Genomic DNA, 25203 nt, shown 5'->3' on the forward strand with positions numbered 1-25203 from the left:
CAGTCTATAGCTAAGCCGTCCGCCTCACCGCCACAGACTGGTCAGCAATGCCAGCAAGCCACGCTCATCCGCAGCACTCGCCCGCCGTGGCGCACCATATCCACGGCACTCCAGGCAATCCGCCCGCACGCCGGCCCCGCTGATGAGGCCGCGCACGTCTGCAATCGCCTGCATTGCCCAGCGCCGCTGGATCATCGCCTGTCGGCTCAACATGTCGCGGGGAGCATCTGCATCCTCATCATCCCGCTCCGTCATCGACTGGAGGAACTCCGCAAATTTGTCCGGTTCCTTTTCGATGCGATAGGCTTTTGCCTTGGCGGGATCGATCTTGGCCAGCTTCGCTGCCTCGGCAATCGCGTCCTCCAGCCCGCCGAAGCGATCGACAAGGCCGATCTGCCTCGCCGTGCCCCCATCCCACACGCGGCCTTGAGCGATCGTGTCGATCTGCTCGGGCGATTTGCGCCGCGCCTGCGCCACCAGCCCGACAAAGCGGCCGTAAATATCTTCGATCCCCATCTGCATGATGCGGTCGAACTCAGGCGTCGTACCGCCAGCAAGATCCGGCTGCCCTGAAAGCGGCGTGGTCCTCACCCCGTCGGTCGTGATGCCGAGTTTGGCGAGTGTGCCTTCGAAGCTTGGCAAGATGCCGAACACCCCGATTGACCCTGTGATCGTGCCGGGTTCCGCAAAGATGAGGTTGGCGGGCGTGGATATCCAATAGCCGCCGCTCGCCGCGACATTGCCCATCGATACGACGACCGGCAGGCCCTCTCGCTTGGCTTCCATGATGGCTTGCCGGATCTTCTCGGACGCCATCACCGACCCGCCAGGAGAATCGACGCGCACGACCAGCGCCTTCAGGTCCTTTTCCGACAATGCCTTGTAGAGCAGGGCAGAGATGGTGTCGCCGGCAGCGCTGCCGGGGCCACCATCACCATCCACGATGTCGCCAGCCACGGTGATCACGCCGATCTGCCCGTCATTGGCGGGTCGGTGGGCCTTGGCATAGCTGCTAAGGTCAATGCTCGCAAAATCCCCGACGCGATCGTCGGACGGCTCCCCTGCGACCTGCGCTACGCGCTTGCCGAACGCGGCCTCGTCGCCCAGCTTGTCCACGAGGCCCGCATTTTGTGCCGCCCTGGCAAGATTGCCCCGCGCCGCCTCCGCCGCACCCGCCGGGTTCGCGACATAGGCAGCCAGCTTCGCGCGCGGGCGAGCCTTGGTGACTTCCTCCTGCCAATCCTGCCACAATGCATCGGCCAGCGCCTGATTGGCCTGGCGTGCTTCGGGCGATTGTTCCGTGCGGATGAAGGGTTCGACGAAGCTCTTGTACGTCCCGACGCGATAGACATGCGTGTTGACGCCCAGCTTGTCGATCAGGCCCTTGTAGTAAAGGCCGGATCCGCCGCGCCCCAGGATGGCCACGCCGCCAAGGGGATCAACCCATGTCTCGCTGGCGTGCGCGGCTAGCTGGTAGCTGTCATCGCTATAGATGGTCGCGAAAGCGAAGACCGGCTTGTTGGCGGCACGCACCGCATCCAGCGCCTTGCCTACGCGGGAAAGCGCGACCTGACCGCCGCCAAGGAACCCGTCGAGGTTCAGGACCACCGCCTTGACCTTGCCGTCGGTCTTTGCCGCCTCCAATGCGGTGACGACATCGGACAGGCGATATTCTTTCGTCTGCGGCCCGGATGATGTCAGCAGCGAAAAGGGGTCGGCTTCTGCCGGTTGCTCGACAATGGTGCCGTCCAGCTTCAGCAGCAGAGCGCCACTGCTCACGCTGCGCGCGGGCTTGGGCGACCAGGACAGGGCAGCATAGAGCAGGCCGAAGAAGCCGAGCAGGAATAGCAGAACCAGCCCGTCCTTGATCGCGACCAATATGCGCCAGACGCCCTTTACAAATGCCAAATGCCGCTTCCTTATGCTTGCTTGCCCGGAGCTATCCGATCGCCCGGCCCACTGCAATGTGGGACGGCCGTCTGGCCGCGCAAGCTTGCGCCCGTCATTTCCGGCGTTATGGGAAGCGCCATCATCGCTCTTAGTGCAGGAGATGCGTTACATGTCCACCCTTGTTCTCATCCGTCATGGCCAATCGGCCTGGAATCTGGAAAACCGCTTCACCGGCTGGTGGGACGTGGACCTGACGGAAAAGGGCGTGGAGGAAGCGCGGGCCGCTGGCCAGCTGATGTCGGCAAAGGGCCTCGACTTCGACTGCTGCTTCACTTCGGTCCAGACCCGAGCGATCAAGACGCTGAATCTTGCGCTTGAGGAAATGGGGCGTCTCTGGCTGCCGGTGGAAAAGGACTGGCACCTCAATGAACGTCATTATGGCGGCCTCACCGGCCTCAACAAAGCGGAGACGGCCGCCAAGCATGGCGACGCGCAGGTGAAGATCTGGCGCCGCAGCTTCGACATTCCGCCGCCGGTGCTGGAGCCGGGCGGTGAGTTCGACCTGTCGAAGGATCGCCGCTATGACGGCATCGCCATCCCCTCGACGGAGTCCCTCAAGGACACCATTGCCCGCGTGCTGCCCTATTGGGAGAGCCGCATCGTGCCGGAGCTGAAGGCTGGCAAGCGCGTCCTCATCTCAGCTCACGGCAATTCGCTCCGCGCGTTGGTGAAGCATCTGTCGGGCATTCCCGACGACGAAATCACGGAGCTGGAAATCCCGACCGGTCAGCCCATCGTCTATGACCTTGCCGACGATCTGACGGCCAAGGACCGCTATTATCTGTCGGAGCGTTAAGCGCGCAAATCTCGCATTGCCCCCTGCCGGTCGCCCGGCTAAGGGGCTTTGCTTTCCGCGCCATCAGGGGAAGTCAGGCGAATGACCGGAGAGAGCGCCGCCAGCGTCGGCATTATCATGGGATCGCGATCCGACTGGGAAACCATGCGCCACGCGGCCGAAACGCTGAGTGCACTTGGTGTTCCGCATGAATGCAGGGTCGTGTCCGCTCACCGGACGCCGCAGCGCCTCTATGATTATGCCACCGGCGCGGTGGGGCGCGGGCTGAAGGTCATCATAGCGGGGGCAGGGGGCGCGGCTCATCTTCCCGGCATGGCGGCCTCGATGACGCGTCTGCCGGTCCTTGGTGTGCCTGTCGAGTCAAAGGCGTTGAAGGGCATGGATTCCCTTCTATCCATCGTCCAGATGCCCGGCGGTATTCCGGTCGGCACTCTCGCCATCGGCAAGCCCGGTGCGATCAACGCGGCCCTGCTGGCCGCTTCGATCCTCGCCACGACCGACGAAGAACTGGCCGAGCGGCTGGACATGTGGCGCGAAAAGCAGACGGACGATGTCGCGGAGACGCCTGAATAAGATGACGACCATAGCGCCCGGTTCCACCATCGGCATTCTTGGCGGCGGCCAGCTCGGCCGCATGATCGCGATCGCCGCCGCGCAGCTTGGCTATCGCACGCATATCTACGCGCCGGAAGAAAGCGGTCCCGCCGCAGACGTGTCCCGCTGTTGGACCCGAGGCGCTTACGAAGACGCCGCCGCGCTGTCCGCCTTCGCCGACAGCGTCGATGTCGTTACCTACGAGTTCGAGAATATCGACCCCGCCGCCGTCGAGGTCCTCTCCACCCACGGCCTCGTCCGCCCCGGTGCGCAGGCTCTCCGCGTGGCACAGGACCGGCTTGCCGAAAAGAATTTCGTTCGCGATCTTGGCGGCCTCACCGCGCCTTTCGCCTCGGTCGAAAGCCTGGATGATCTGGAGCGAGCAATCGCCACGGTCGGCAACCGCTCGATCCTGAAGACCAATCGCATGGGCTATGATGGCAAAGGGCAAGCGCGCCTGAACGGGCCAGCGGATGCTCCTGCGGCATGGGATGCCATCGGTCGGCAAAGCGCCATCCTGGAAGGCTTCGTGACCTTCGAGGAGGAGTTTTCCGTCATCCTTGTACGCGGCGCGAATGGCGAAGTCCGCTTCTGGGACTCGCCCGCCAATGTCCATGTCGACGGCATCCTCTCTACCTCCACCGCTCCCGGCGGCCCTCGCATCGAGGCGCAGGTGCAAGCGGCGCGCGCTCTCGCCGCGCAGGTTGCCGAAGCGCTCGGCTATGTCGGTGTCCTGACGCTCGAATTTTTCGCCAGCGCCGATGGCCCCGTCTTCAACGAAATGGCTCCCCGCGTCCACAATAGCGGTCACTGGACGATCGAAGGCGCGGTCACCAGCCAGTTCGAAAACCATGTTCGCGCCATCTGCGGCCTGCCCTTGGGCGACACCAGGCTGGCAGCGCGGCGAGTGCAGATGCACAACCTCATCGGCGAGGAAGCTGACGCCTGGCAAGCGATCCTGTCCGATCCCTCCGCTCATCTGCATCTCTACGGAAAGCATGAAGCCCGCCCAGGCCGCAAGATGGGCCATGTTACCCGGCTGACCCTGTGACCGACCGCCAGGAAGTCGTCCTCGTCCTCGCCCGCGCCGACAATGGCGTTATCGGCAAGGATGGGGGGCTGCCCTGGCGGCTTCCTGCCGACCTCAAGCATTTCAAGGCGTTGACCCTCGGTCACGCGATGATCATGGGCCGAAAGACGTTCGACAGCCTGCCCGGCCTGCTTCCAGGCCGCCGCCACATTGTCCTCACCCGTGACAAAGGCTGGAGTGGGGAGGGGGCGGAGGTCGCCCATGACGTCACGTCCGCCCTGCGCCTGGCGGGCGGTCCCGCTGCCATGGTGATAGGTGGGGCAGAGGTCTACCATCTCTTCCTGCCCCATGCCGACCGCATCGAATTGACCGAAGTGCATATCGACGCACCCGGCGACGCAGCGATCCCTTATCCTGATGTCGCGCAATGGCAGGAAACCGCCCGCAGCGATCATCCGGACGAGGGCACATATCCCGCCTACAGCTTCGTCACCTTCCGCCGCCGGGCTGGCTCTTGAAGCCGCATTGCCAGCGCCCGGCCATCTCCCTATAGCCACCGCCATGGAGCGGCTGGAAAGCGGCGTCCCGATCCCTGCCCATCTGCGCGGGAGCATCATGGCGCTGGGCAATTTTGACGGATTTCACCTCGGTCATCAGGCGGTCGTCGGCCGCGCGGTGGAGCGTGCCCGCGCGGAGGGGCGTCCCGTCATCGTCGCGACGTTCGACCCGCATCCCATGCGCCTGTTCCGCCCGGAAAACCCGTGGTTCCGTCTCACCAGCCTCGACCAGCGGCAGCGCCTGTTCGCCGCAGCCGGTGCCGACGCGATGCTCGTTTTCGCCTTTACCCGTCAACTGGCCGCCTTGAGCCCGGAGGATTTCGTCGATCTGCTGGTCGACGGCATGGGCGTCGCGGGCGTGGTGACGGGTCAGGACTTTACCTTTGGTCAGGGCCGCACCGGCACGGTGGGCACGCTCGCCGAACTTGGCGCCGCGCGGGGCATGAGCGCCCAAGCCGTCGCGCCAGTAACGGACCAAGGCGGAGAGGTGGTTTCCTCCAGCCGTATCCGCGCCGCACTGAAAGCCGGTGACTGCGCCACGGCAACGCGCCTGCTGACGCGCCCCTTCGCGGTGCAAGGGCTGGTCCAGCATGGCGACAAGGTTGGCCGCACGATCGGCTTCCCCACCGCCAATGTCGATCTTGGGCATTATCTTCGCCCGGCCTATGGCATTTATGCCGTGCGAGGGCTGTTGTCCGATGGCCGTATTCTCGACGGTGCTGCAAACCTTGGCACCCGGCCCAGTTTCGACCCGCCAAAGGAGTTGCTGGAGCCGCACTTCTTCGATTTTTCCGAAAGCCTTTACGATCAATGCATCGAGGTGCAGTTGATCCAATTCCTTCGGCCAGAGGCGAAATATGAAGGGCTCGATGCCCTCACGGCCCAGATTGCGAAGGACTGCGACGCCGCACGGCAAATCCTTGCGGGAACGCCGCGCCTCGCCTAATGCACCGGGCACATTTTCTCACCCGTTCGGGCTGAGCCTGTCGAAGCCCTTTCCCTTTTCTTAATGGGGCGCAGTCTTGGGCCGAATGGCAAGGCAAGCAGATACCAGATCAGATGACCGACCAGCCCGACTATAAAAGCACCGTTTTCCTCCCCGTAACCGACTTTCCCATGAAGGCCGGCCTGGCGCAGAAGGAACCGGCAATCCTCGCCCGCTGGGAGGAAATGGACCTATACGGCAAGCTGCGCGAGCGGCGGAAGGGCCGCGAACGCTTCATCCTCCACGACGGCCCGCCCTACGCCAATGGCGACATCCATATGGGCCATGCGATGAACAAGGTGCTGAAGGACATCATCGTCCGCAGCCAGTCGCTCCTCGGCAAGGATGCGCCCTATGTTCCCGGTTGGGACTGCCACGGCCTTCCGATCGAATGGAAGATCGAGGAGGAATATCGCAAGAAGAAGCAGAACAAGGACGAGGTTCCCGCACAGGAATTCCGCGCCCAATGTCGTGCCTATGCGGACAAATGGGTCGGCGTGCAGAAGGAGCAGTTCAAGCGGCTTGGCGTGATGGGCGATTGGGATGATCCCTATCTCACCATGAAGTTCGACGCTGAAGCTACCATCGTGTCTGAACTGCTGAAGTTCGCGGAGAGCGGCCAGCTCTATCGCGGCGCCAAGCCGGTCATGTGGTCCCCCGTCGAAAAGACCGCGCTGGCCGAGGCGGAGGTCGAATATGAGGATATCGTCTCGACCCAGATCGACGTGGCGTTCGAGATAGTCGAAGCTCCGAACGCGCCGGAACTGGTCGGCGCCCATGCGGTGATCTGGACGACGACCCCATGGACGATTCCGGTCAATCAGGCTTTGGCTTATGGACCGGAAGTTGATTATGTGGTTTTCGAGGAAGTGGGGCGTGGTCGTCGCTATCTGATCGCTGGACAATTGGAAGACGCCTTCTTCCAGCGCGTTGCCGCAGGGCATGATAATTTCGCTTTGAAAGCAGTGTGGAAGGGCAAAGGCACCGACCTCGCCGGAGCCGTCGCCCGTCACCCGATGCACTCTCTCGGTGGCTTCTTCGCCAAGCCGCGCCCCTTCCTCGCAGGGGATTTCGTCACCACCGACGCGGGCACCGGTCTCGTCCACATGGCGCCCGACCATGGCGAGGACGACTTCGCGCTCTGCAAGGCGAACGGCATCAACCCGGTGTTCGCCGTCGAGAATGACGGCAAATATCGGGAGGATTGGGCTTGGCTCGGTGGTCAGGGCTCCGTCATCAACCCCAAGTTCGTCAGCAAGGACGGCCCGATCTGCACTGACCTGCGCGAAGCAGGCGGCCTGCTCGCCGCATCCGACGACTTCAAGCACAGCTATCCGCACAGCTGGCGCTCCAAGGCGAAGATCATCTTCCGCTGCACCCCGCAATGGTTCATCCCTATGGACCGGGCGATCAACGACGGCATCATGCCCCGCTGCGCCGAGGAAGAGGCGATCCTTGCGCGCCAGGGCAACGGTGCAACTCTGCGCGGTACGGCCCTCGATGCGATCGAGAAAACCCGGTGGGTGCCCGAACGCTCGATCAATCGCATTCGCTCGATGGTGGAGGGGCGCCCCGACTGGGTGATCAGCCGTCAGCGCGCGTGGGGCGTCCCCATCGCCCTCTACGTCCATCGCAAGACAGGCGAATATCTTGTTGATAAGGCGGTAAATCAGCGCATCGTCGAAGCCTTCAAGGCTGGCGGAGCCGATGCCTGGTTCGGCGCGGACCACCAAGCGCTGCTCGGCCCCGATTACGACCTCAACGACTATGAGGTGGTCAACGATATCCTTGATGTCTGGTTCGATAGTGGCTCGACCCACAGCTTTGTGGTCGAAGGCCGCTATGGCGAAGGCGTTCGCGCGGATCTCTATCTTGAAGGGTCCGACCAGCATCGTGGCTGGTTCCAATCCTCGCTCCTGGAAAGCAGCGGCACCCGTGGCCGCGCGCCCTATGACGCCGTTCTGACCCACGGCTTCGCGCTCGACGGGCAGGGGCGGAAAATGTCCAAGAGCCTCGGCAATGTCGTTGACCCGCTGAAGGTGATTGCCGAGTCCGGCTCAGACATCCTCCGCGTCTGGGTTGCCAGCACCGATTATTTCGACGATGTCCGTATCGGCAAGGAAGTGCTGGCTGGCTCTTCCGACGCATATCGTAAACTTCGCAATACTTTCCGATATTTTCTCGGTGCTCTTTCCGATTTCTCCGAAGAAGAGCGCGTTCCGGTCGAGGAAATGCCGGAGCTGGAGCGATACATGCTCCATCTGCTGGCTAAGCTGGATGCCGAACTCAAGGCGGTCGTCGAGAAGGCAGCGGGCAGCGAAAACTGGCTGGAGTTCAGCCGCTATACCCGCGCGCTGTTCGACTTCGCCAACAGCGACCTGTCGGCCTTCTTCTTCGACATTCGCAAGGACTGCCTCTACTGTGATGCGAAGAGCGATCCCAAGCGCCGCGCCTACCGCACGGTGCTCGACACGCTCTTCCACGCGCTGGTCCGCTACGCCGCCCCGATCATCCCCTTCACGGCTGAAGAAGTGTGGCAAAGCCGCTATGCAAACCACGCAGAAAGCGTCCATTTCCTCGAATGGCCCGAGGTTGAGGCTGCATGGCTAAACCAGCGCTTGGATGATAAATGGACCGAAATCCGCAGCCAGCGCGATCAGGTCAACGAAGCCATCGAACCGCTCCGCCGTGAAAAGGTCATCCGCTCCAGCCTGGAAGCCGATGTAACCATGGGCATGACCGTTCCCAGCGACGGTGTGAACTTCGCCGAAATCGCCATCGTCGCCCGCATCGAAACGGGGGTCGGCGACGGCATCATCGTCAAGCCGAGCGAGTGGCACAAATGTGGTCGTTGCTGGCGATTGCTGCCGGAAGTCGAGGAAGACGGCACTCTCTGCAGCCGCTGTGACGAAGTGCTGGCGGGGTAAAAACGTCCTGTCCTACAAGCTCAGCCTTAGGCTATAGCCGACGGCCTGCGCTTGGCAGAAAATGAACCGGATCATGATGGCGCTCTTCAGGAATATGCTCGTGTCACCCTCATCTCCCAAAACGCATATGGCCCGCCGCTGATGGTGGCTGTCAATCACCGCCCGCTCGGTCTCACCGTCGCGATCGTTACGCTGGCACTCGACCAGCTCATCAAATATACCGTCACCTATCCGCTCGCGCTCAAAAGTCGGATGGATGAGGGCATCGAGCTGTTGCCGATCTTCCGTCTTCGCTGGCTTGAAAATCGTGGCGTTTCCATGGGCTTTCTTCATGCCAGTACGGACATGATGCGTTGGCTGCTTGTCGGCATGACCATATTGATCGCCACTTTTGTCGGTGTCTGGATGTGGCGCGAAAAAGCCCGGCAGGATGTTGCGGCGCTTGGGCTGGTGCTTGGCGGTGCGATCGGAAACATCGTCGACCGCGTTCGGCTCGGCTATGTCATCGACTATGCCGATCTGCATTTTGGGGAATGGCGGCCCTTCCTGATATTCAACCTGGCCGACGCCGCCATAACGATCGGCGTGCTGATCCTGCTTGCGCGGGCGTTGCTGCTGCGCGAGAAGGGCGCAAAGACGGAGTCACTGAACTGATGCGTAAACTGATCCTCGCCGCTGGCCTCATTTCCATGCTGTCCGCTTGTGGCGGTGGCGGCGGCCTGTTCAATCGGGAGCGTCCTGACGAATTTGCCGTCTCCCGCCAGGCGCCCCTTGTGATCCCGCCTGACTATGCGCTCGTTCCTCCTGCTCCGGGCACCCCGGCAGCCGCTTCGGTCGATTCCAGTCGTGCCGCGATGGAAACCATGTTCGGTGGCCCCGCCCAGCGCAGCGCGGCGGAAAGCGCGGCCTTGACCGAGGCCGGGCGCGCCAATGCAGCGGCCGGTATTCGGTCGTCCGTGGGTGATCCGGCGACGGAAGTCGTCGACAAGGGCGCCGCGACCCGCGAAATCATAGCCGCGCCGGAGGGTGATGGGCAAGACGCCCGCGCCGCGATCCCCGAGCAGTAACAAGCATGGGTTTAGGGCTGGCTCTCGACAAACATCTTGAGCCTGCCCAACGCGTCATCCCACTGAGCGGAGACTTGCGTGAGCCAACGACGCGCTTGCGCGACCGTCTTTGGCTCCAGAACAAATAATACCTCACGACCTCGCCGCGTTCTCCTGACCAGGCCGACGCTCTGCAGAACGTCTAGATGCTTCGCCACGGCTTGGCGGCTGATGGGCAATTCCTCGCCCAGTTGCGCGATGGATTGCTCCGCACCATTTGACAGGCGCTTGATCAGTCCCAATCGTGTGGCATCGCCTAATGCGGCGAACAGCCGCGCGGGCGATTCCTCAAGGTTCAACATAGCGGCGAATATTCTGAACCTGTTCCGTCCAACCCCCGTCATTGGATCGCATGACGTTGCTCCGACGCGGTTCCGGCACCTTGTCAAATCCGCTTTCGATGACTGTCAGCAAGGTGCCTTGGCCCGCAGGCTCAAGCAAAAACTCGACCAACGTCCATTCCGCTACCCGCGTGCCGTTTTCGATCAGCTGCTTGTCACCGCCAGTCGCCGGCCACTCAAAAGAAAAGCGCCGCATTGGCTCGATCGCAATTACCCGCGCTTCCCAACGATAATCTTCATAGCCAGGATAGGTCATATGACCGGTCGATGCCCCACCCACCGCAAAAGGCTGATCCAGAGCCACGCGGAACCACGCGCCGAACTTTTCATGGTCGATCAACGCATCCCACACCCGCTCGACAGGTGCAGCGATTTCGACGGTCTTCGTGATTGAGTCAGTCATATGAGCAACCTCCTGGTTGCTCATATGCGCCCCATTCTGCTTTTATGCAACCATATGGTTGCTGATTAAGCGCGTGCCTCTGTTGCTACACCACCGCTGTTATGCCGTAACGCAGTCAATACCGTATCGATGATCGCAGCTGCATCCAGCTTTGCATCGGCATATTGCTGCTCCGGCTTGTCCTGATCCTGGAAGATGTCAGGCAGGCGCATCGTCCGTAGCTTCAAGCCATTGTCGATCAGTCCGAGGTCACTTGCCAGTGTCAACACATGCGCGCCCAGACCGCCAATCGCGCCTTCCTCGATCGTCACTGCCACTTCATGCGTAGTCAAAAGGCGGCGGATCATCGCTTCGTCGAGCGGCTTGGCAAAGCGCAAGTCAGCAACGGTGGTGGACAAACCCCGAGCTTCCAATGCCTCCGCAGCGTGCAGTGCTTCCTCAAGTCGCGTCCCGAGTGAGAGGATCGCAACCTGCCGTCCGTCCTTTACGATCCGACCCTTGCCGATCTCGAGCTTTTCAGGCGCCGCTGGCAACAAGACACCGGTGCCGTTGCCGCGTGGATATCTGACGGCGATCGGCCCGCTGTCGTGAACCGCGCAGGTGTGCACCATGTGCACCAGTTCCGCCTCGTCAGCCGCAGCCATGACCACCATGTTGGGCAGGGTCGCGAGATATGTCACGTCAAAGCTGCCTGCATGCGTCGATCCGTCCGCACCTACTAGCCCCGCCCGATCGATGGCAAAGCGTACCGGCAGGTTTTGGATCGCGACGTCATGCACCACCTGATCATAGGCGCGCTGCAGGAAGGTGGAATAGATGGCGCAGAAGGGCCGCATGCCCTGCGCCGCAAGGCCTGCGGCGAAGGTCACAGCATGCTGTTCGGCGATGCCTACGTCGAAGGAGCGATCCGGGAAGGCTTGCGCGAATTTATCAAGGCCAGTGCCCGAGGGCATCGCGGCGGTGATCGCGCAGATGCTGCTGTCGCGTTGCGCTTCGGCGATGAGGGCGTCGGCGAACACGGCTGTGTAGCTCGGCGGCCCCGGAGGCGCTTTTGCTTGGGTCCCCGTGATCACATCAAATTTCTGAACGCCGTGATATTTGTCCGCCGCCGCTTCCGCCGGAGCGTAACCCTTGCCCTTCTGCGTCACGACATGGACCAGGCAAGGCCCCTCTGCCGCGTCCCGGACATTCTCCAGTACAGGGATGAGCTGTTCAAGATTATGCCCGTCGATCGGACCGACATAATAGAAGCCCAATTCTTCGAACAATGTGCCGCCCATCGCCATGCCGCGAGCAAATTCGTCAGTCTTGCGGGCGGCATTGTGCAGCGGACGAGGCAGTTTGCGGGCCAGACGCTTGGCAAGGTCGCGTAGTCCAAGGAATTCACGGCTTGATACCAGGCGCGCCAAATAGGCGGAGAGACCGCCTACCGGCGGAGCGATCGACATGTCATTGTCGTTCAGGATGACGATCAGCCTGTTTCCCGCCTCCCGCGCGTTGTTCATCGCTTCATAAGCCATGCCAGCCGACATCGCTCCGTCGCCAATGACGGCGATGCCCTTGCCCGGTTTACCTGCAAGCTTGCTCGCAACTGCAAAGCCGAGAGCCGCGCTGATGGAGGTCGAGCTATGCGCCGCGCCAAAGGGATCATATTCGCTTTCGGCCCGCTTCGTGAAGCCCGACAAGCCTCCACCCTGGCGCAGCGTGCGAATGCGATCGCGCCGCCCGGTCAGTATCTTATGAGGATAGCATTGGTGGCCGACGTCCCAAACCAGCTTGTCATTGGGCGTGTCGAAAACATAATGGATGGCGGTAGTAAGCTCGACCACCCCCAGTCCGGATCCCAAATGGCCCCCGGTCACGCCGACGGCGGAAATCACCTCCTGCCGCAATTCGTCAGCCAGCTGAGGAAGCTGCTCAGGCTTGAGGGCGCGAAGATCTTGCGGCCAGATCACCTGGTCGAGCAGCGGAGTGGAGGGGCGATCATTCATGAAAGACATAGACTCCCAAGCGCGCTAGGCCGTTCCTGATCAAAGCGCAACGGCCGCGTCACGCCACGCACTTGGCGCACGTTCCCAATATTTCGATTACCGGCCGTTCGGCCCGGAATCCCTGATGTTCTGCAACGGCGCGAACATCGCCTGTCACCACGTCATCATCGACATGGGTCGCTTCCTTGCAGTTGCGGCAAACAAGGAAGATGCAGTCGTGATGGCAACCAGGATGAGCGTTGGCGATATAGGCGTTCGCACTCTCAACGCGCATCGCGATATTGTTCGCGACGAACAGGTCGAGGATGCGATAGACGCTGTTTGGCGCAACCCGCTTGCCCCGCAATTTGGAGACATTGTCAGCAATGTCATAGGCGGACGTCGGTTTTTCTTCAGCCGCGAGGGCATCGAAGATGGCAGCGCGCATTGGCGTCCACTGCTCATTCTGAGCCTCCAAAGCGTTGCGGGCTGCGTCTGCCAAGTTCGCGCCGGTCGGTTCGTGATGATGATGGTGTTCGGCCATATATGTTAATCTATGCGTGGGTGAGGTTCGGGGCAAGGGTGGGCTGTCACCCGCGCCAATAGGTCCAAGCTGCCCACAACCAACCGGCTATCATCAATGAACCGCCGATCGGCGTCACCGCACCTAGCCAGCGCGGGCCGCCAGCCGCCATGATATAGAGGGTGAACGCGAAGATCGCTGCTCCGATGAGGAGCAGCAGTGCCGGGCCTTGCCCACTCTTCGCCAGCGTCAGTGCGGCCACGGCATGGATAAGCTGATAGAAGCCGCCTGTCCGTAACCATTCCGCTGCTTCGTGGTTGGATGCGCCGTGTGCTCCAAAAGCGCCCGCCGAAATGGCGAGGGCTGCCGACAATGAGGCAAGTAGCGGGATCATGCTCTTTCCTCTTCTTCTCCGCGGGTCAGCAAGCGCATCCTTCTGCCAGGTCTGAACATGAGTTCCTTGGCGGCGAGGAGCGTTCCTTGTTCGCCCTGGACGGTGAGGCGCTGATCGTCATTTTCGCGATATTTGCGCTCGACTTCTTCGATTTCCGCCTGGGGCACGCCGAGCGCTTCCATTGCCTGAACCCCCATGCAAATCGCGGATTCGAATACTTCGCGTACGACGCCGGTTATGTCCATGTCCTTCAGGGCCAGCAACTGCCGCCGGTCAAAGGCCCGGACAAGCAATGCAGCCTGAGGAAAGGTTTCGGCTATCGGCTCCAATACGCGGCGATCGAACGAGGGATCGTCGTGACAAAAGGCGATCAGGCGCGCTTCATCAGCGCCCGATCGGCGTAACAGATCGATCCGCGTGCCATCGCCATAATAGACTTTCATGTCGAATCGGCTCGACACCTCGATTTGAGCGGGCTTTTTGTCGATCAGTACGACTTCGAATCCGTGTCCCATCAGCATTTGGGCGACAGTTTGGCCAAAACGGCCGTAGCCGACGATGATCGCGGTCCCGCGTGTCGCCTCATCAGGGCCTTCCGGGTTCCGCTGACCTTTAGGCTGCGCGAATTCCAGTCTCCGGGCGAAGAGCATGAGGAAGGGGGTTGTGGCCATGGAGAAGGTCACGATTGCGCTGAACAGGCTCGCGCCCTGCGGAGCGATCAGCAAGGCGTTTTGCGCTTGGGCGAACAGGACGAAACCAAATTCGCCGCCTTGGCTGAGTAACAAACCAGCCCCGATGGCTTGCGTCCATTCCATGCCGAATAGCCTGGCGAGGCCGGTTATCAGCAAGGCCTTGGTGATGACTAGCATTGCAGCCATGCCGATGACGAACAAGGGATTCGCCGCAACTGCTTGCAGGTCAAGCACCATGCCGACAGCGAGGAAGAACAATCCGAGAAGGATCGACCGGAACGGCTCTACGTCCGCCTCTATCTCATGCCGATAGGGGGAGTCGGCAAGCATCACACCTGCAACGAAAGCCCCGAGGGCAGTGGACAGGTGAAGCGCATGCATGATTGCCGCTGCCGCGAGCACGGTGAAGAGGCCGACCGCTACGAACAACTCGCGCTCGCCTAGCTTTCCAACCAGTTGCAGCAGAGGGCGTAGGATGAACCGGCCAGCCAATACGAGCCCCGCGATCGCGGCCACCGTGTAGCCGGCCAGCTGGATCCCCGGAGGACCTCCAGCATCAACCGGATTGCGCGATAATGCTGCCACGATGGTGATGAGTGGAACAATGGAAAGATCCTGGAACAGCAGGATCGAAAAGACTTTTTCGCCAAAAGGGGAGTTGATGCGGCCACTGCTTTTAAGACTGGGCAGTACCTGCGCTGTCGAGGAGAGGGCGAGCGGAAGGCCGAGGGCGATGGCGGCGCCCCAAGTGAAACCAGTCAAATAATAGATAAGCGCGGTCAGGGCCAAGCCGCAGATCACGACCTGAGCAAGGCCAAGAGCGAAGATGTCGCGCTTCAACCGCCATAGCCGCGCCGGGTGAAGTTCAAGGCCTACAAGGAAAAGCAGCAGCACAATGCCGATCTCGGCGATCGCAAGCTTCGATTCTGCGCCACCTACAAGGCCGAGACCCTGCGGTCCGACTAGCGCACCCGCGACGAGATAACCAAGTACGGCGCCCAAGCCGAAGCGGCGGAAGAGCATGACGAAGAGCACGGCGGCACCCAGCAGAATGACGCCTTCGGACAACAGGACATCGGTCGCGGAAAGAGGCGCGTGGGACACTGCTGTTGGCGAATTCGGCATCAGGCGGCCGCCATTCGGGCAGCTTCGGCAACGGCCTCGAAACTCAGGCGGATGGAAGCGTGGCGGGCAGGATATGCGCGCGCAGGAGCAAGTATGGCGAGTCCCGGCCAGAATTCCAGGTCATCGCCTTCGCCCGCAAGATAAGCCGCCAATCTGTCGCGAGCTTTCTCGAGTTCAGAGACGGTCATGCCGACTGCCTGAGCAGCCATCAGCGCGGCCGAAGCCTGCCCCAGCGCGCAGGCTTTGACGTCCAGCCCGAGTTCGGCGAGATTTCCTTCCTCCATTCGAACATCCGCAATCACGCGCGATCCGCAAGTTGGAGACCTTCTTTCCACAGTGGCTTGCGGCTGCGCGAGGCGCTGATGATGCGGAATGCTGGCGGCAAGGCGCAATATATCCTTGTTGTAGAGGGCGCTCATGCTCTCGCTTTAGGACAGCCGAAGCGCTTGAGGAAGGCTGCACATATTATTTGTAGATGATCTTGAGCTTGGCTGCTGCGCTCGCAGCCAATTTGCGCGCGCTGTCCGTATTATCAGCCAGCGCCAACGCCACGCCCATCCGCCGGTACGGGCGGGTTGATGGTTTGGCAAAGATGCGGAGATCCACTTCTCCGCCCGATGCGTCCAGTGCATCGGCGGCACCTTCAATTGCGAAATGTTCCGATGCGCGGTCAGCCAGCAGCACGGCTGAAGCAGATGCACCGTTCAACCGCACCTGGGGTACGTGCAAGCCCAGGATCGCTCTGGCATGCAGATCGAACTCGCTCAGATTCTGTGAAATCAGCGTCACCATCCCGGTATCGTGAGGCCGGGGGGACAGTTCGGAGAAGATGACATCCTCTCCCTTCACGAAGAACTCGACGCCAAATATCCCATAGCCGCCTAGATTATCGACGACGGCACGGGCCATATCCTCTGCCTTGGCCAAAGCAGCCGGATGCATTGGCGCAGGTTGCCAGCTTTCCTGATAATCCCCGCGTTCTTGCCTATGCCCGATCGGCGGACAGAAGCTGACCCCATCGCGGCTTCGAACGGTCAGCAGCGTGATCTCATAATCGAAATCGATAAACTGTTCGACGATTACCCGGCTGCGGTCGCCGCGCATGTTGGCCACGGCATAGTCCCAGGCCTGTTCCAGCTCATCTGTAGAATGGATCGTGCTCTGTCCTTTTCCTGAAGACGACATGACCGGTTTGATCACGCATGGAAAACCGGTGTGCTCAGCGCCCTGGCGCACCTCTTCCAAACTTTCCGCATAGCGATAGCGGGATGTGCGGAGGCCTAGCTCCACCGCTGCCACCTCCCTGATGCGATCGCGGTTCATCGTCATGATGGTGGCACGGGCGGATGGAACGACCGTCAAACCCTGCGCTTCGACTTCCGCCAGCACCTCGGTACGGATGGCTTCGATTTCCGGCACGATATAGTCCGGTTGGTGCCGCTCTATCGCATCGCGCAGCAAGCTCTCGTCGAGCATGGAGAAGACTTCAAAACCGTCCGCAACCTGCATGGCGGGTGCACCGGCGTAGCTGTCGCAAGCGATGACCTCACAGCCGAGCCGCTTGGCGGAGATAACGAACTCACGGCCGAGCTCGCCTGACCCCAACAGCAATATCTTCGCGGTAAATGCCATCTCTATCCTCGAATCGCCCCCTGTTGCGGAGAGGCATGCCGCCCGCCTGCTTCAGCCGTCAATCATCTCAAGGTTCCCCGCCTTCATCCACTGGCTGAGTGGGTGCGATGCGGGGCGGGGGTGCCGCCGGGGCAGGGGGAAGCGGCGGCGCGTCAGGCTGGCCAATGGGCAGGCGCAACTGATTGGGGCCGATGTTGACTGACATGCCATCTTCATCGACCCCAACGCTCATATTGCCGACGCCTGTCTCTATCGTCACATTCGCGATTGCGTTGACCAAGTCGCTATCCTGCTGCTCGGGCGGCGTTTCGACAGGCTCGTTGATCGCTCCCGACATGAAGTTGCGCCAAATTCGCGCAGGCACGCCCCCTCCTGCGCTACCCCCAGGAAGGGGTGTATTATCATCATTGCCGACCCATACAGCCGTCACCAGCCCACCCGCATAGCCCACGAAGATGGCGTCCCGGCTGTCCTGCGTCGTTCCGGTCTTGCCGAAGGTGCTTGTGCGCAGCGCCGCAGCGCTGCCAGTGCCGCGGTTTGCAGCCGAGGACAGTAGGTCCCGGATCATCTCCAACTCATCCTGGCTGAAGTGCCGTTGTCGGCTCATCAGCCGCTCGAACCATCCCTGCTCCTCTGGCGGCAGACCGTGGGCGATGACAGGATAGGCGCCCGCCGCCACGGTTGCGTAAGCCTGTGCAAGTTCGATGAGCGGGATTTCCGATGTGCCGAGCGCGAGGCTGAGATCCTCGGTCAGTGGCGCAGTTACGCCGAGATCACGAGCGACCTTGATGACGGCGTCCACTCCGACCTTTTGCGTCAGCCTTACGGCGGCGACATTGCTCGACGCTGCGAAAGCCTGACGCAAGGTGATGCGTCCTCGATATTTGCCGCCGTGATTGGATGGACGATAGGTGCCGCTGGTAATCGGCGTGTCCTCAACAAAATCCTCCGGCGTCATTCCAGCGCGGAAGGCCGCGAGATAGACGAACAGTTTGAAGGTCGATCCTGGCTGCCGTTTTGCCTGCACAGCCCTGTTGAAGCTGCTCGTGCGATAATTTTTGCCGCCAATCATCGCTACGACGCTGCCATCAGGCTTCATGGCCACAAGCGCCGCTTCCGCCTTTCCCAGCGGCGCTCTGCGGATTGCTGTCTCGGCAAGCCTCTGAATTCGCCAATCCAGCGTAGTAGGAATGGTCTGCGCGCCATAAACAGCACCTGCGCGATCACGCGCCTCTGGCAGCACCCAGTCGGCGAAGTAGGTGCCGGTAGTCGAATTGGGCGTCTCACGTACGTCCAGACGGGCAGGACGTAGGGCGTTGCGTTCAGCCTTGCTGAGATAACCGGCATCCACCATCGCCTGCGTCACGAGGGCTGCGCGCGTTCTTGCGCCCTTGATGTTCGTCGTGGGTGCCAGGCGGGACGGCGCCTTCAGCAACCCGGCGAGCATCGCAGCCTGGGGAATGGTCAGCCGCTCGGGCTGACGGTTGAAATAATGAAGTGAAGCTGCGCGAAGGCCATAAACATTGTCGCCGAAATAGACGTTAGACAGATAGCGTTCGAAAATCTGGTCCTTGGTCAGCCATGCCTCAAGCCAGAATGCTATCAGGGCTTCCCGAGCCTTGCGGCCGAACGTTCTGTCGCTTGACAGGAACACGCCCTTGGCGAGTTGTTGCGTAATCGTACTCCCGCCCTGCGATGACCCCTCCGACCAAAGATTATGCCAAGCCGCCCGCAAGATGCCGCGAGGATCAACGCCCCAATGGCTGTAGAAGCGCCGATCCTCGATCGCCATGAAGGCCTGTGGCACATGCTTGGGAAGATCCGTCATAGATACTGGGCGATCGATGATCGCGCCACGGCGAGCGATCAGATGACCGTCGGCGGACATGAGGCTGACGCTTGGCGGGGCGATCGGCTTCAACGATCTCGACATCGGCGCTGTGACTGCCAACCAGGCGATCACCAGCATCAGCAGGGCCAGCAATCCCGCGACGATCCAGCCGACGATCTGAAGTCGCCGACGCCAGGGTGTAGGGGGTGCGAATGCGCTGGGCGGGCCAGCGCCGAACTCGCGTGCAGGCTGATCTGGCTGAGGCGCGGGCAGGGGGTCTCTCATCGGCTCCGATATGCTGTATTATAGGATTGATACGGTCAAGAGCGTCCTGTCGTGGGACAGTCACCGGTTAACCACGATTGAGGATAGCCGAATTGGTGAATCAGACGTTAACTTGCCGCTATGCGAACACGTCCGCTGATCCTTACCAACGAATCCTCGCGTCATCCTTTCCGCCAGGCCTTGCCGCGCCATGTGCTGACAGTGCAGGTGAGTTCGGTTTCGGCGTCAGACGATAGCGATTGGAAGCTTTTCCTTCTCAGCTTCTGCGCCTTTTTCACGGCCTTCTACAGCTTCATCTTTTAGGACGACTTGATCAGTCGCAGGCCTTGTGAAGCCTCCAGGCCAGCCAGGCGCAAGGAAGGCATAGGACAGCAACCAGCAGCAACTGATTGACGACGGACATGCCCGCGATGCTGAGGCTGATGGCAAAGAGCGACCCCAGCACCATGGCCCCGGAATTCACGATGTTGTTAGCCGCTACAGTCCGGGCGGCTTCACACTTTTCGACCGTCGTGGTGAGAAAGGCGTAAAGCGGGACCACGAACATGCCGCCGAACGTCGCTACGCCTAGCAGGCATGCCGACAATGCAAGCGCCAGCGGATGGGCCAGAAAGCCTTGAAGCGAGAGCATGCCGCCGCCAGCCGCCGGCGTCCACAAGTCGCACACGATGTGGAAGGCAATGATGCACAGACCCATGCCGATGACGGCAGCTGGCGCATAGCGGGCAGACACATGCCCTTTCAGCAGGCGATTGATGGCGATCGAACCAATGGCGATCCCAACGGAAAAGATCGCGAGGAACAGGCTCGCCACGGGCTTGTCCGCCGACAGCACATTTTTGACGAGTGGGGGGAACTGGATAAAAAGTATCGATCCAACCGCCCAGAACAAGCTGATCGCCATGATCGCCAGAAACAGGCGGCGGATGTGCATGGTGCCGCGCACCAGCGTGACTGATGATCGGATGATGTGGAAGTCGATCGGCTGTCGCCCAAGCAGCGATGGCGCGGGCGGTACTTCCCTGCCTGCCACATATCCGATGGCGGCTGTCACAACGATGCCGATCGCGGCAACCTCGACTGGAATGATGCCTGCCAGGATGGTGCCGGCGAGAATGGCTATATAGGTCCCTGCCTCGACCAGGCCCGTGCCGCCGAGAACTTCGTCATCATGCAGGTGTTGAGGGAGAATCGCGTATTTGATCGGGCCGAAGAATGTCGAGTGAACCCCCATAGCAAAGAGAGCACAAAGCAGCAGCGGGATCGCGAGGCTATGGATCGCGATGCCGCTCCAGATCAAAGCGAGGCCCGCTGCGCCAACCAGCATTATGACGATTTCCGCCGCTTTGACGTAACGGATGATGACCGCCTTGTCCCGCTGATCGGCAAGCTGCCCTGAGAGTGCCGAAAGGAGAAAGAAAGGCAGGATGAATATGCCGGTCGCCAAGGCGCTGAACCAGGTCTCGGACCGCTCGTCATTATAGACGCTGTACACGACGAACAGGACCATCGCGTTCTTGAACAGATTGTCGTTGAAGGCGCCGAGCAGCTGAGTGATGAAAAGCGGCAGAAAACGTCGCTTGTTAAGGAGCCTGAGGGAGGCTTGCATAGGCAAGAAGGTCTTCTTCGCTGTGGACGAGCGGAGCGCGGTCTAGCGGCTGCGGCTGCGACTGTCCAACCCATCCGGACAATAAGCGATCCCAGCCTCTCCACCGCTGCTTGTACAACGCTGCGGACTGTGGCAGTCCGCGCCCATGCTGACGCTGCCCAATTTGCTGACGCTTTCGCGGATATTGACTGTGCCTTTGCTGGTCGCGTTGCTGTGGCCTGCAGAGGTCGGTGCGCGTTGGACGACTGGCTATGCCCTGGCATTCGCTCTTTACTGCCTGATGGGCATTACCGACTATTTTGACGGCTATCTGGCGCGAGCGCAGGGTACTGTGTCGAAGCTGGGCGTTTTCCTTGATCCTATCGCAGACAAGATCATGGTCGGCGCGGTTATCCTGATGTTGGCAGCAACCCGGGATATCGCGGGTATTCACATCGCGGCCGCCATGATCATTCTGCTGCGCGAAATCGCGGTGTCGGGCCTTCGCGAATTTTTGGCCGGGCTCCAGGTTTCGGTCCCCGTCTCCCGCTTGGCGAAGTGGAAAACGGCGTTTCAGCTTATCGCTTTGGGCGCATTGATATTTGCGGGCGCGGTGCCAGCCTTCCCGTTGGTGCAGTTGCTGGGGATCGCTACGCTGTGGGCGGCTGCCATACTGACGCTGATCACCGGATGGGACTATCTGCGCGTCGGCATCAAGCATATGGATTGAGGGGTGGCTAAGCTCGACATCCTCTACTTCGCTTGGGTCCGGGAGATCATCGGCTGCGATAGCGAGCAAGTCGATCAACCTCCGGCAGGCGTGACGGTAGCTGACCTGATCGAACAACTGGCGGCCCGTGACGGCGGCTACGGCCAAGCATTGGGTGACCAGTTACGATTGCGCGCTGCGCTGGACCAGCGGTTCGTACCGCTGGACAGCCTGGTCGGTGAAGCGCTGGAGCTGGCAATCTTCCCGCCGGTCACCGGCGGATGAGCCGGGTCTCCATCCAAGAAGAAGGCTTTGACGCTGGTGCTGAACTCGCGTTGCTCGAAGCGGCAGGTGGGGGCGCCGTCGCTAGCTTCACCGGCGTTGTGCGTGGAGAAAATGACTTGGTGGCGTTGGAGCTTCATCACTATCCAGCGATGACAGCTGCTCAGGTCGAGCGGATAGTTGACGAAGCGATGGATCGCTGGCCGCTGCTAGGCGTGCGCGTCATCCATCGCTTTGGACGACTAAAGCCGGGCGAACATATAGTTTTTGTCGGAACGGCATCGCGCCACAGATCGGCTGCTCTGGAAAGCTGCGCCTTCCTTATCGACTGGTTGAAGTCCGAAGCGCCGTTTTGGAAAAAGGAATATTTCCCTGACGGCGGAGCCAACTGGGTCGAAGCGCGTGTCGAGGACGAGGCGAAAGCCAGAGGCTGGACCCGCTAAGATCAGGCGGCGGCGCTGGATTGCGGGAGATCGGCAGCATCTCGCAATAGTTCGGCCAGGAGGCGAAATTCCTTCTCCCTCGGACTGTTCTTGCGCCAGACCAAAGCGATGTCGCGATGTGACCGGTCGGATCGCAAAGGGCGCGCGGTGATCTGGGTATGATCCAATATACCGCCGGCGATCGCCATTTCCGGCATGATAGTCATGCCAAGGCCGTTATCGACCATCTGCACCAGCGTGTGCAGGGACGTCCCCATCATCATGGCGCTTGAACGAATTTCCGGCCGGTTGCAGGCCGCCAACGCATGGTCCTTCAGGCAGTGCCCGTCTTCCAGCAGAAGCAGCTTTGTTTCATCGATCATGTCCGGCGCGATCCATTCGGGCGGGTCGCGTGGATCATCCTGTGGGAAGGCGACATATAACCGGTCTTGGAAAAGCAGTTCGCTGTCCAGTTCGCCAGTCGGGAAAGGCAGGGCCAGGAGAACGCAATCAACATTCCCGTGGCGCAGCGATTCGATAGCTGTTTGCGTTGTCTCTTCCCGAAGGTAGAGCTTGAGTTCGGGCCTGTCCGCCCGCAGCCGTGGGAGCAGCCGGGGCAGCAGGAATGGCGCGATCGTCGGAATCACGCTCATGCGTAACTCGCCCGTGAGCGGCTTCCCCGATGCTTCGGCGATGGCGGCCAGTTCTTCCGCTTCACGCAAGACGCGATGCGCCTTCTCGACTATGCGATCGCCCAAGGCAGTAAAGCGAACAACCCTTCGTGTTCGCTCAACCAGGGTCACACCGATGAGCGATTCAAGCTCTCGAATGCCCGCGGAAAGCGTGGACTGTGTCACATAGCAGCTGTCCGCTGCCTTGCCGAAATGCCCATGCTGCTTCAGCGCCACAAGATATTGCAGCTGCTTGAGCGTTGGCATGTAGCTCGACATCAATCGCCTTTCTCGATCAGAACGGCGAAGATAAGAGCATTAACCGATATATCCAAGCCATTTGGCGACGCCGAACAAGGATGTGAGCGTCAGGATCGTTCCAACTGCCGTGAATAGCATGCGCGGTGCGACATGGCGGGCGAGCATCGCGCCAAAGGGTGCAGCGATGATGCCGCCTAGCAGGAGGCCAACGGTGTAGGTCGTGAAAGCTTGCCACCCCAGATGCAGGATGAAGGTCAGGCTGATCGAGAGGGTCAGTACGAACTCGACAGAGTTGACCGTCCCGATAGTATGGCGCGGGCTTGACCCCTGAATAAGCAAATTCGATGTCACGATCGGACCCCAGCCACCGCCTCCTGTCGCGTCCATGAAGCCGCCAACCAACCCGAGGGGCGCTACCCATTTCGGATCGCGCGGTTGCGGCGGCAGGTGGAAGCCGCGCCAGATCAGATAAATCCCGATCGCGGTCAGGTAGACTTGAACGAAGGGCTTTATCACTGAACCATCGATGTTCGAGAGGATATACGCCCCCGTTACGCCGCCGATGACGCCGGGAATGATGAGGCGAGCGAAAAGTCGCCAATCAACATTCCGGTGCGCGATGTGACTTATCGCTGAAACTGCCGTCGTGAATGTCTCTGCCGCGTGAACGCTTGCCGACGCGCGGCTAGGTGGTACGCCCAGCGCCAAAAGCAGGGTGCTTGAGATAACGCCGTACGCCATCCCCAGCGCACCGTCGATCATCTGGGCTCCAAACCCAATGAGAATGAACGGTAGGAGTTCGCTGAGATGAGCGAGAACGGGATCGGTCATTCAAGGGGCCCCTGGTTGATTGTCTACCGCAGTGATAGGTATATCATGGCACGCCAAGAAACATTCTGTTTTATGGTCAGAAGCCGAAATAGCCGACATCTGGAAAAAACTTGGCCGTGGCCTTATGTATGACCCTTCGATTTTCAGGGGCCGCTGCATGTTACGCAATCTTATCGGCTATTTGGACTCGGTCAAATCCCGTGATCCAGCTCCACGTTCCCGGGCTGAAATCCTCCTTTATCCGGGTGTTTGGTCGCTCGGATTTCATCGGGTCGCGCATGGCCTTTATCGCGCGCGGCTTTATTTCCTGGCGCGTGCCGTCAATCATTTTTCCCGGTTTCTTACCGGAAACGACATTCATCCAGGCGCGCGCATCGGCAAGCGTTTCTTCATTGATCATGGGTTCACGGTCATCGGGGAAACCGCAGAGATCGGGGATGATGTTACCCTCTATCAGAATGTAACCCTTGGCGGCACAGATCCTGCGAATGGCATTGCCGGAAAGCGCCATCCGACGCTTGCCGACGGGGTGATCGTGGGTTCAGGCGCGCAGGTGCTCGGCCCTGTACATGTTGGCCCAAGGGCACGCGTGGGCGCCAACGCCGTGGTCACGAAAGATGTGCCTGAAGGTGCTACAATGGTTGGCATTCCTGCCCGCCAGATGCTGGTCGACGTCACGGCCTATCGTCGTGAGTTCCTACCTTATGGCACGCCCTGCAGCGACTGCTACGATCCTGAAAAGCATAAGCTGGAGCAGCTTCAGCATGAAGTTGAACAGTTGCAGAAGCGGCTGGCGGAACTTCTTGAACAAAAGAAAGAAGGGTCGCTTAGTCCCGATGATGACATCCCTCTGTTCAGGGAGCGTGGTCGCGCCTCATGACCAACGTGACCCCGTTCCCCTCCAAAGCCTCCGCAGCGGGGCAAACGGGGTTTGATCGTTTGGAGTTGCAGCGCATCATGGACCTTTACGGCCGCATGGTTTCAGCCGGGCACTGGCGTGACTATGCAATTGATCTGGGCCGTGATGCCGCCGTCTTTTCGGCGTTTCGCAGAGCAGCCGAACGTCCTGAATATCGCATTGAAAAACGGCCCTCGCTTCGCCATCGCCAGGGAATGTGGGCCCTGATCGGGGAAGCAGGCGGCATTTTGAAGCGTGGGACCGAACTGCAGGGCATTCTTGCCCCTGTAGAACGCAGATTGCTCAAGATCGTTAACGACTAGCTGCGCTCGTGCGTCTCATATACCCGATCCACAGGCGCACGGCTCGGCCTTCCGCAAGATCGGACAACTGATAGGAT

28 protein-coding genes are annotated in these 25203 nt (G+C 60.7%); 15 read left to right on the plus strand and 13 right to left on the minus strand.

Features of this window, described 5'->3' with window-relative positions:
- Positions 1-24: 24 nt before the first annotated feature.
- Positions 25-1908, minus strand: a complete 1884-nt coding sequence (sppA, locus tag NCHOL11_RS05190) for a signal peptide peptidase SppA (protein ID WP_097091365.1) — start codon at positions 1906-1908, stop codon at positions 25-27.
- A gap of 151 nt (positions 1909-2059) precedes the next feature.
- Between sppA and gpmA the strand changes: the two genes are divergently transcribed.
- From gpmA to NCHOL11_RS05230, 8 genes are all read left to right on the plus strand, one after another.
- Complete coding sequence (gene gpmA, locus NCHOL11_RS05195; RefSeq protein WP_097092743.1) at positions 2060-2746, plus strand: 2,3-diphosphoglycerate-dependent phosphoglycerate mutase; 687 nt, start codon at positions 2060-2062, stop codon at positions 2744-2746.
- Positions 2747-2827: 81 nt separating this feature from the next.
- Positions 2828-3319: a 5-(carboxyamino)imidazole ribonucleotide mutase gene (purE, locus tag NCHOL11_RS05200; protein WP_097091366.1), complete on the plus strand. Its 492-nt coding sequence runs from the start codon at positions 2828-2830 to the stop codon at positions 3317-3319.
- 1 nt (position 3320) lies between these two features.
- Entirely contained in the window at positions 3321-4391 is a 1071-nt protein-coding gene (locus tag NCHOL11_RS05205) for a 5-(carboxyamino)imidazole ribonucleotide synthase (RefSeq protein WP_097091367.1), read from the plus strand.
- Entirely contained in the window at positions 4388-4888 is a 501-nt protein-coding gene (locus NCHOL11_RS05210) for a dihydrofolate reductase (protein ID WP_097091368.1), read from the plus strand. The genes NCHOL11_RS05205 and NCHOL11_RS05210 overlap by 4 nt, the downstream gene beginning before the upstream one ends.
- 43 nt (positions 4889-4931) lie before the next feature.
- Entirely contained in the window at positions 4932-5873 is a 942-nt protein-coding gene (locus NCHOL11_RS05215; protein ID WP_097091369.1) for a bifunctional riboflavin kinase/FAD synthetase, read from the plus strand.
- A gap of 113 nt (positions 5874-5986) precedes the next feature.
- Complete coding sequence (gene ileS, locus NCHOL11_RS05220) at positions 5987-8839, plus strand: isoleucine--tRNA ligase (RefSeq protein WP_097091370.1); 2853 nt, start codon at positions 5987-5989, stop codon at positions 8837-8839.
- 141 nt (positions 8840-8980) lie between these two features.
- Positions 8981-9493, plus strand: a complete 513-nt coding sequence (gene lspA, locus NCHOL11_RS05225) for a signal peptidase II (protein ID WP_176502251.1) — start codon at positions 8981-8983, stop codon at positions 9491-9493.
- Positions 9493-9906: a DUF3035 domain-containing protein gene (locus NCHOL11_RS05230; protein ID WP_097091371.1), complete on the plus strand. Its 414-nt coding sequence runs from the start codon at positions 9493-9495 to the stop codon at positions 9904-9906. The genes lspA and NCHOL11_RS05230 overlap by 1 nt, the downstream gene beginning before the upstream one ends.
- 11 nt (positions 9907-9917) lie before the next feature.
- Here the strand turns inward: NCHOL11_RS05230 and NCHOL11_RS05235 are convergent, their stop codons facing one another.
- From NCHOL11_RS05235 to NCHOL11_RS05275, 9 genes are all read right to left on the minus strand, one after another.
- The gene (locus NCHOL11_RS05235; RefSeq protein ID WP_097091372.1) at positions 9918-10247 is read right to left on the minus strand and encodes an ArsR/SmtB family transcription factor; all 330 of its coding nucleotides are present in this window, start codon (positions 10245-10247) and stop codon (positions 9918-9920) included.
- Entirely contained in the window at positions 10234-10689 is a 456-nt protein-coding gene (locus tag NCHOL11_RS05240; RefSeq protein ID WP_097092745.1) for an SRPBCC family protein, read from the minus strand. The genes NCHOL11_RS05235 and NCHOL11_RS05240 overlap by 14 nt, the downstream gene beginning before the upstream one ends.
- Before the next feature lie 65 nt (positions 10690-10754).
- Entirely contained in the window at positions 10755-12680 is a 1926-nt protein-coding gene (dxs, locus tag NCHOL11_RS05245; RefSeq protein WP_097092746.1) for a 1-deoxy-D-xylulose-5-phosphate synthase, read from the minus strand.
- A 58-nt stretch (positions 12681-12738) separates the two neighbouring features.
- A complete protein-coding gene (locus tag NCHOL11_RS05250; RefSeq protein WP_097091373.1) occupies positions 12739-13203 on the minus strand; it encodes a Fur family transcriptional regulator in 465 nt (154 codons plus the stop codon).
- 46 nt (positions 13204-13249) lie between these two features.
- The gene (locus NCHOL11_RS05255; protein ID WP_097091374.1) at positions 13250-13576 is read right to left on the minus strand and encodes a DUF423 domain-containing protein; all 327 of its coding nucleotides are present in this window, start codon (positions 13574-13576) and stop codon (positions 13250-13252) included.
- Positions 13573-15393, minus strand: a complete 1821-nt coding sequence (locus NCHOL11_RS05260; RefSeq protein WP_097091375.1) for a cation:proton antiporter domain-containing protein — start codon at positions 15391-15393, stop codon at positions 13573-13575. The genes NCHOL11_RS05255 and NCHOL11_RS05260 overlap by 4 nt, the downstream gene beginning before the upstream one ends.
- Positions 15393-15812, minus strand: coding sequence for an iron-sulfur cluster assembly scaffold protein (locus NCHOL11_RS05265; RefSeq protein ID WP_097091376.1), 420 nt, complete (start codon positions 15810-15812; stop codon positions 15393-15395). Before NCHOL11_RS05265 ends, NCHOL11_RS05260 begins: the two co-directional genes overlap by 1 nt.
- 46 nt (positions 15813-15858) lie before the next feature.
- The gene (purT, locus tag NCHOL11_RS05270) at positions 15859-17025 is read right to left on the minus strand and encodes a formate-dependent phosphoribosylglycinamide formyltransferase (RefSeq protein ID WP_097091377.1); all 1167 of its coding nucleotides are present in this window, start codon (positions 17023-17025) and stop codon (positions 15859-15861) included.
- 67 nt (positions 17026-17092) lie between these two features.
- Positions 17093-18913, minus strand: a complete 1821-nt coding sequence (locus tag NCHOL11_RS05275) for a transglycosylase domain-containing protein (protein WP_255254722.1) — start codon at positions 18911-18913, stop codon at positions 17093-17095.
- On the opposite strand from NCHOL11_RS05275, the gene NCHOL11_RS18500 reads away from it, so the two are divergent.
- A complete protein-coding gene (locus NCHOL11_RS18500; protein WP_255254723.1) occupies positions 18912-19037 on the plus strand; it encodes a hypothetical protein in 126 nt (41 codons plus the stop codon). The genes NCHOL11_RS05275 and NCHOL11_RS18500 overlap by 2 nt on opposite strands.
- A 224-nt stretch (positions 19038-19261) precedes the next feature.
- Positions 19262-19444, plus strand: coding sequence for a hypothetical protein (locus NCHOL11_RS18325; RefSeq protein ID WP_097091379.1), 183 nt, complete (start codon positions 19262-19264; stop codon positions 19442-19444).
- Positions 19445-19454: 10 nt separating this feature from the next.
- Here NCHOL11_RS18325 and NCHOL11_RS05285 read toward each other — a convergent pair whose 3' ends face one another.
- Positions 19455-20750, minus strand: a complete 1296-nt coding sequence (locus NCHOL11_RS05285) for an MFS transporter (RefSeq protein ID WP_097091380.1) — start codon at positions 20748-20750, stop codon at positions 19455-19457.
- Between the two features lie 145 nt (positions 20751-20895).
- Here NCHOL11_RS05285 and pgsA point away from each other — a divergent pair, with 145 nt between their 5' ends.
- Genes pgsA through NCHOL11_RS05300 form a run of 3 tightly spaced genes read left to right on the plus strand, consistent with a single transcriptional unit; the run spans position 20896 to position 22163 of the window.
- A complete protein-coding gene (gene pgsA / locus NCHOL11_RS05290; RefSeq protein ID WP_097091381.1) occupies positions 20896-21459 on the plus strand; it encodes a CDP-diacylglycerol--glycerol-3-phosphate 3-phosphatidyltransferase in 564 nt (187 codons plus the stop codon).
- A 3-nt stretch (positions 21460-21462) separates the two neighbouring features.
- Positions 21463-21723: a MoaD/ThiS family protein gene (locus tag NCHOL11_RS05295; RefSeq protein ID WP_097091382.1), complete on the plus strand. Its 261-nt coding sequence runs from the start codon at positions 21463-21465 to the stop codon at positions 21721-21723.
- Positions 21720-22163 (plus strand): molybdenum cofactor biosynthesis protein MoaE, encoded by a 444-nt coding sequence (locus NCHOL11_RS05300; protein ID WP_097091383.1) that lies wholly within the window; start codon positions 21720-21722, stop codon positions 22161-22163. Before NCHOL11_RS05295 ends, NCHOL11_RS05300 begins: the two co-directional genes overlap by 4 nt.
- Before the next feature lie 2 nt (positions 22164-22165).
- Here NCHOL11_RS05300 and NCHOL11_RS05305 read toward each other — a convergent pair whose 3' ends face one another.
- Entirely contained in the window at positions 22166-23092 is a 927-nt protein-coding gene (locus tag NCHOL11_RS05305) for a hydrogen peroxide-inducible genes activator (protein WP_097091384.1), read from the minus strand.
- A 39-nt stretch (positions 23093-23131) separates the two neighbouring features.
- On the minus strand, positions 23132-23905 hold the full coding sequence (locus NCHOL11_RS05310; RefSeq protein ID WP_097091385.1) for a sulfite exporter TauE/SafE family protein: 774 nt from the start codon (positions 23903-23905) through the stop codon (positions 23132-23134).
- A 157-nt stretch (positions 23906-24062) separates the two neighbouring features.
- Here NCHOL11_RS05310 and epsC point away from each other — a divergent pair, with 157 nt between their 5' ends.
- Both epsC and NCHOL11_RS05320 read left to right on the plus strand, forming a co-directional pair.
- On the plus strand, positions 24063-24785 hold the full coding sequence (gene epsC / locus NCHOL11_RS05315; RefSeq protein ID WP_097092747.1) for a serine O-acetyltransferase EpsC: 723 nt from the start codon (positions 24063-24065) through the stop codon (positions 24783-24785).
- Entirely contained in the window at positions 24782-25126 is a 345-nt protein-coding gene (locus tag NCHOL11_RS05320) for a DUF2794 domain-containing protein (protein ID WP_097091386.1), read from the plus strand. The genes epsC and NCHOL11_RS05320 overlap by 4 nt, the downstream gene beginning before the upstream one ends.
- The last annotated feature ends 77 nt before the right edge of the window (positions 25127-25203 follow it).

The organism is Novosphingobium sp. Chol11 (assembly GCF_900218065.1).
Classification (GTDB): domain Bacteria; phylum Pseudomonadota; class Alphaproteobacteria; order Sphingomonadales; family Sphingomonadaceae; genus Sphingobium; species Sphingobium agri.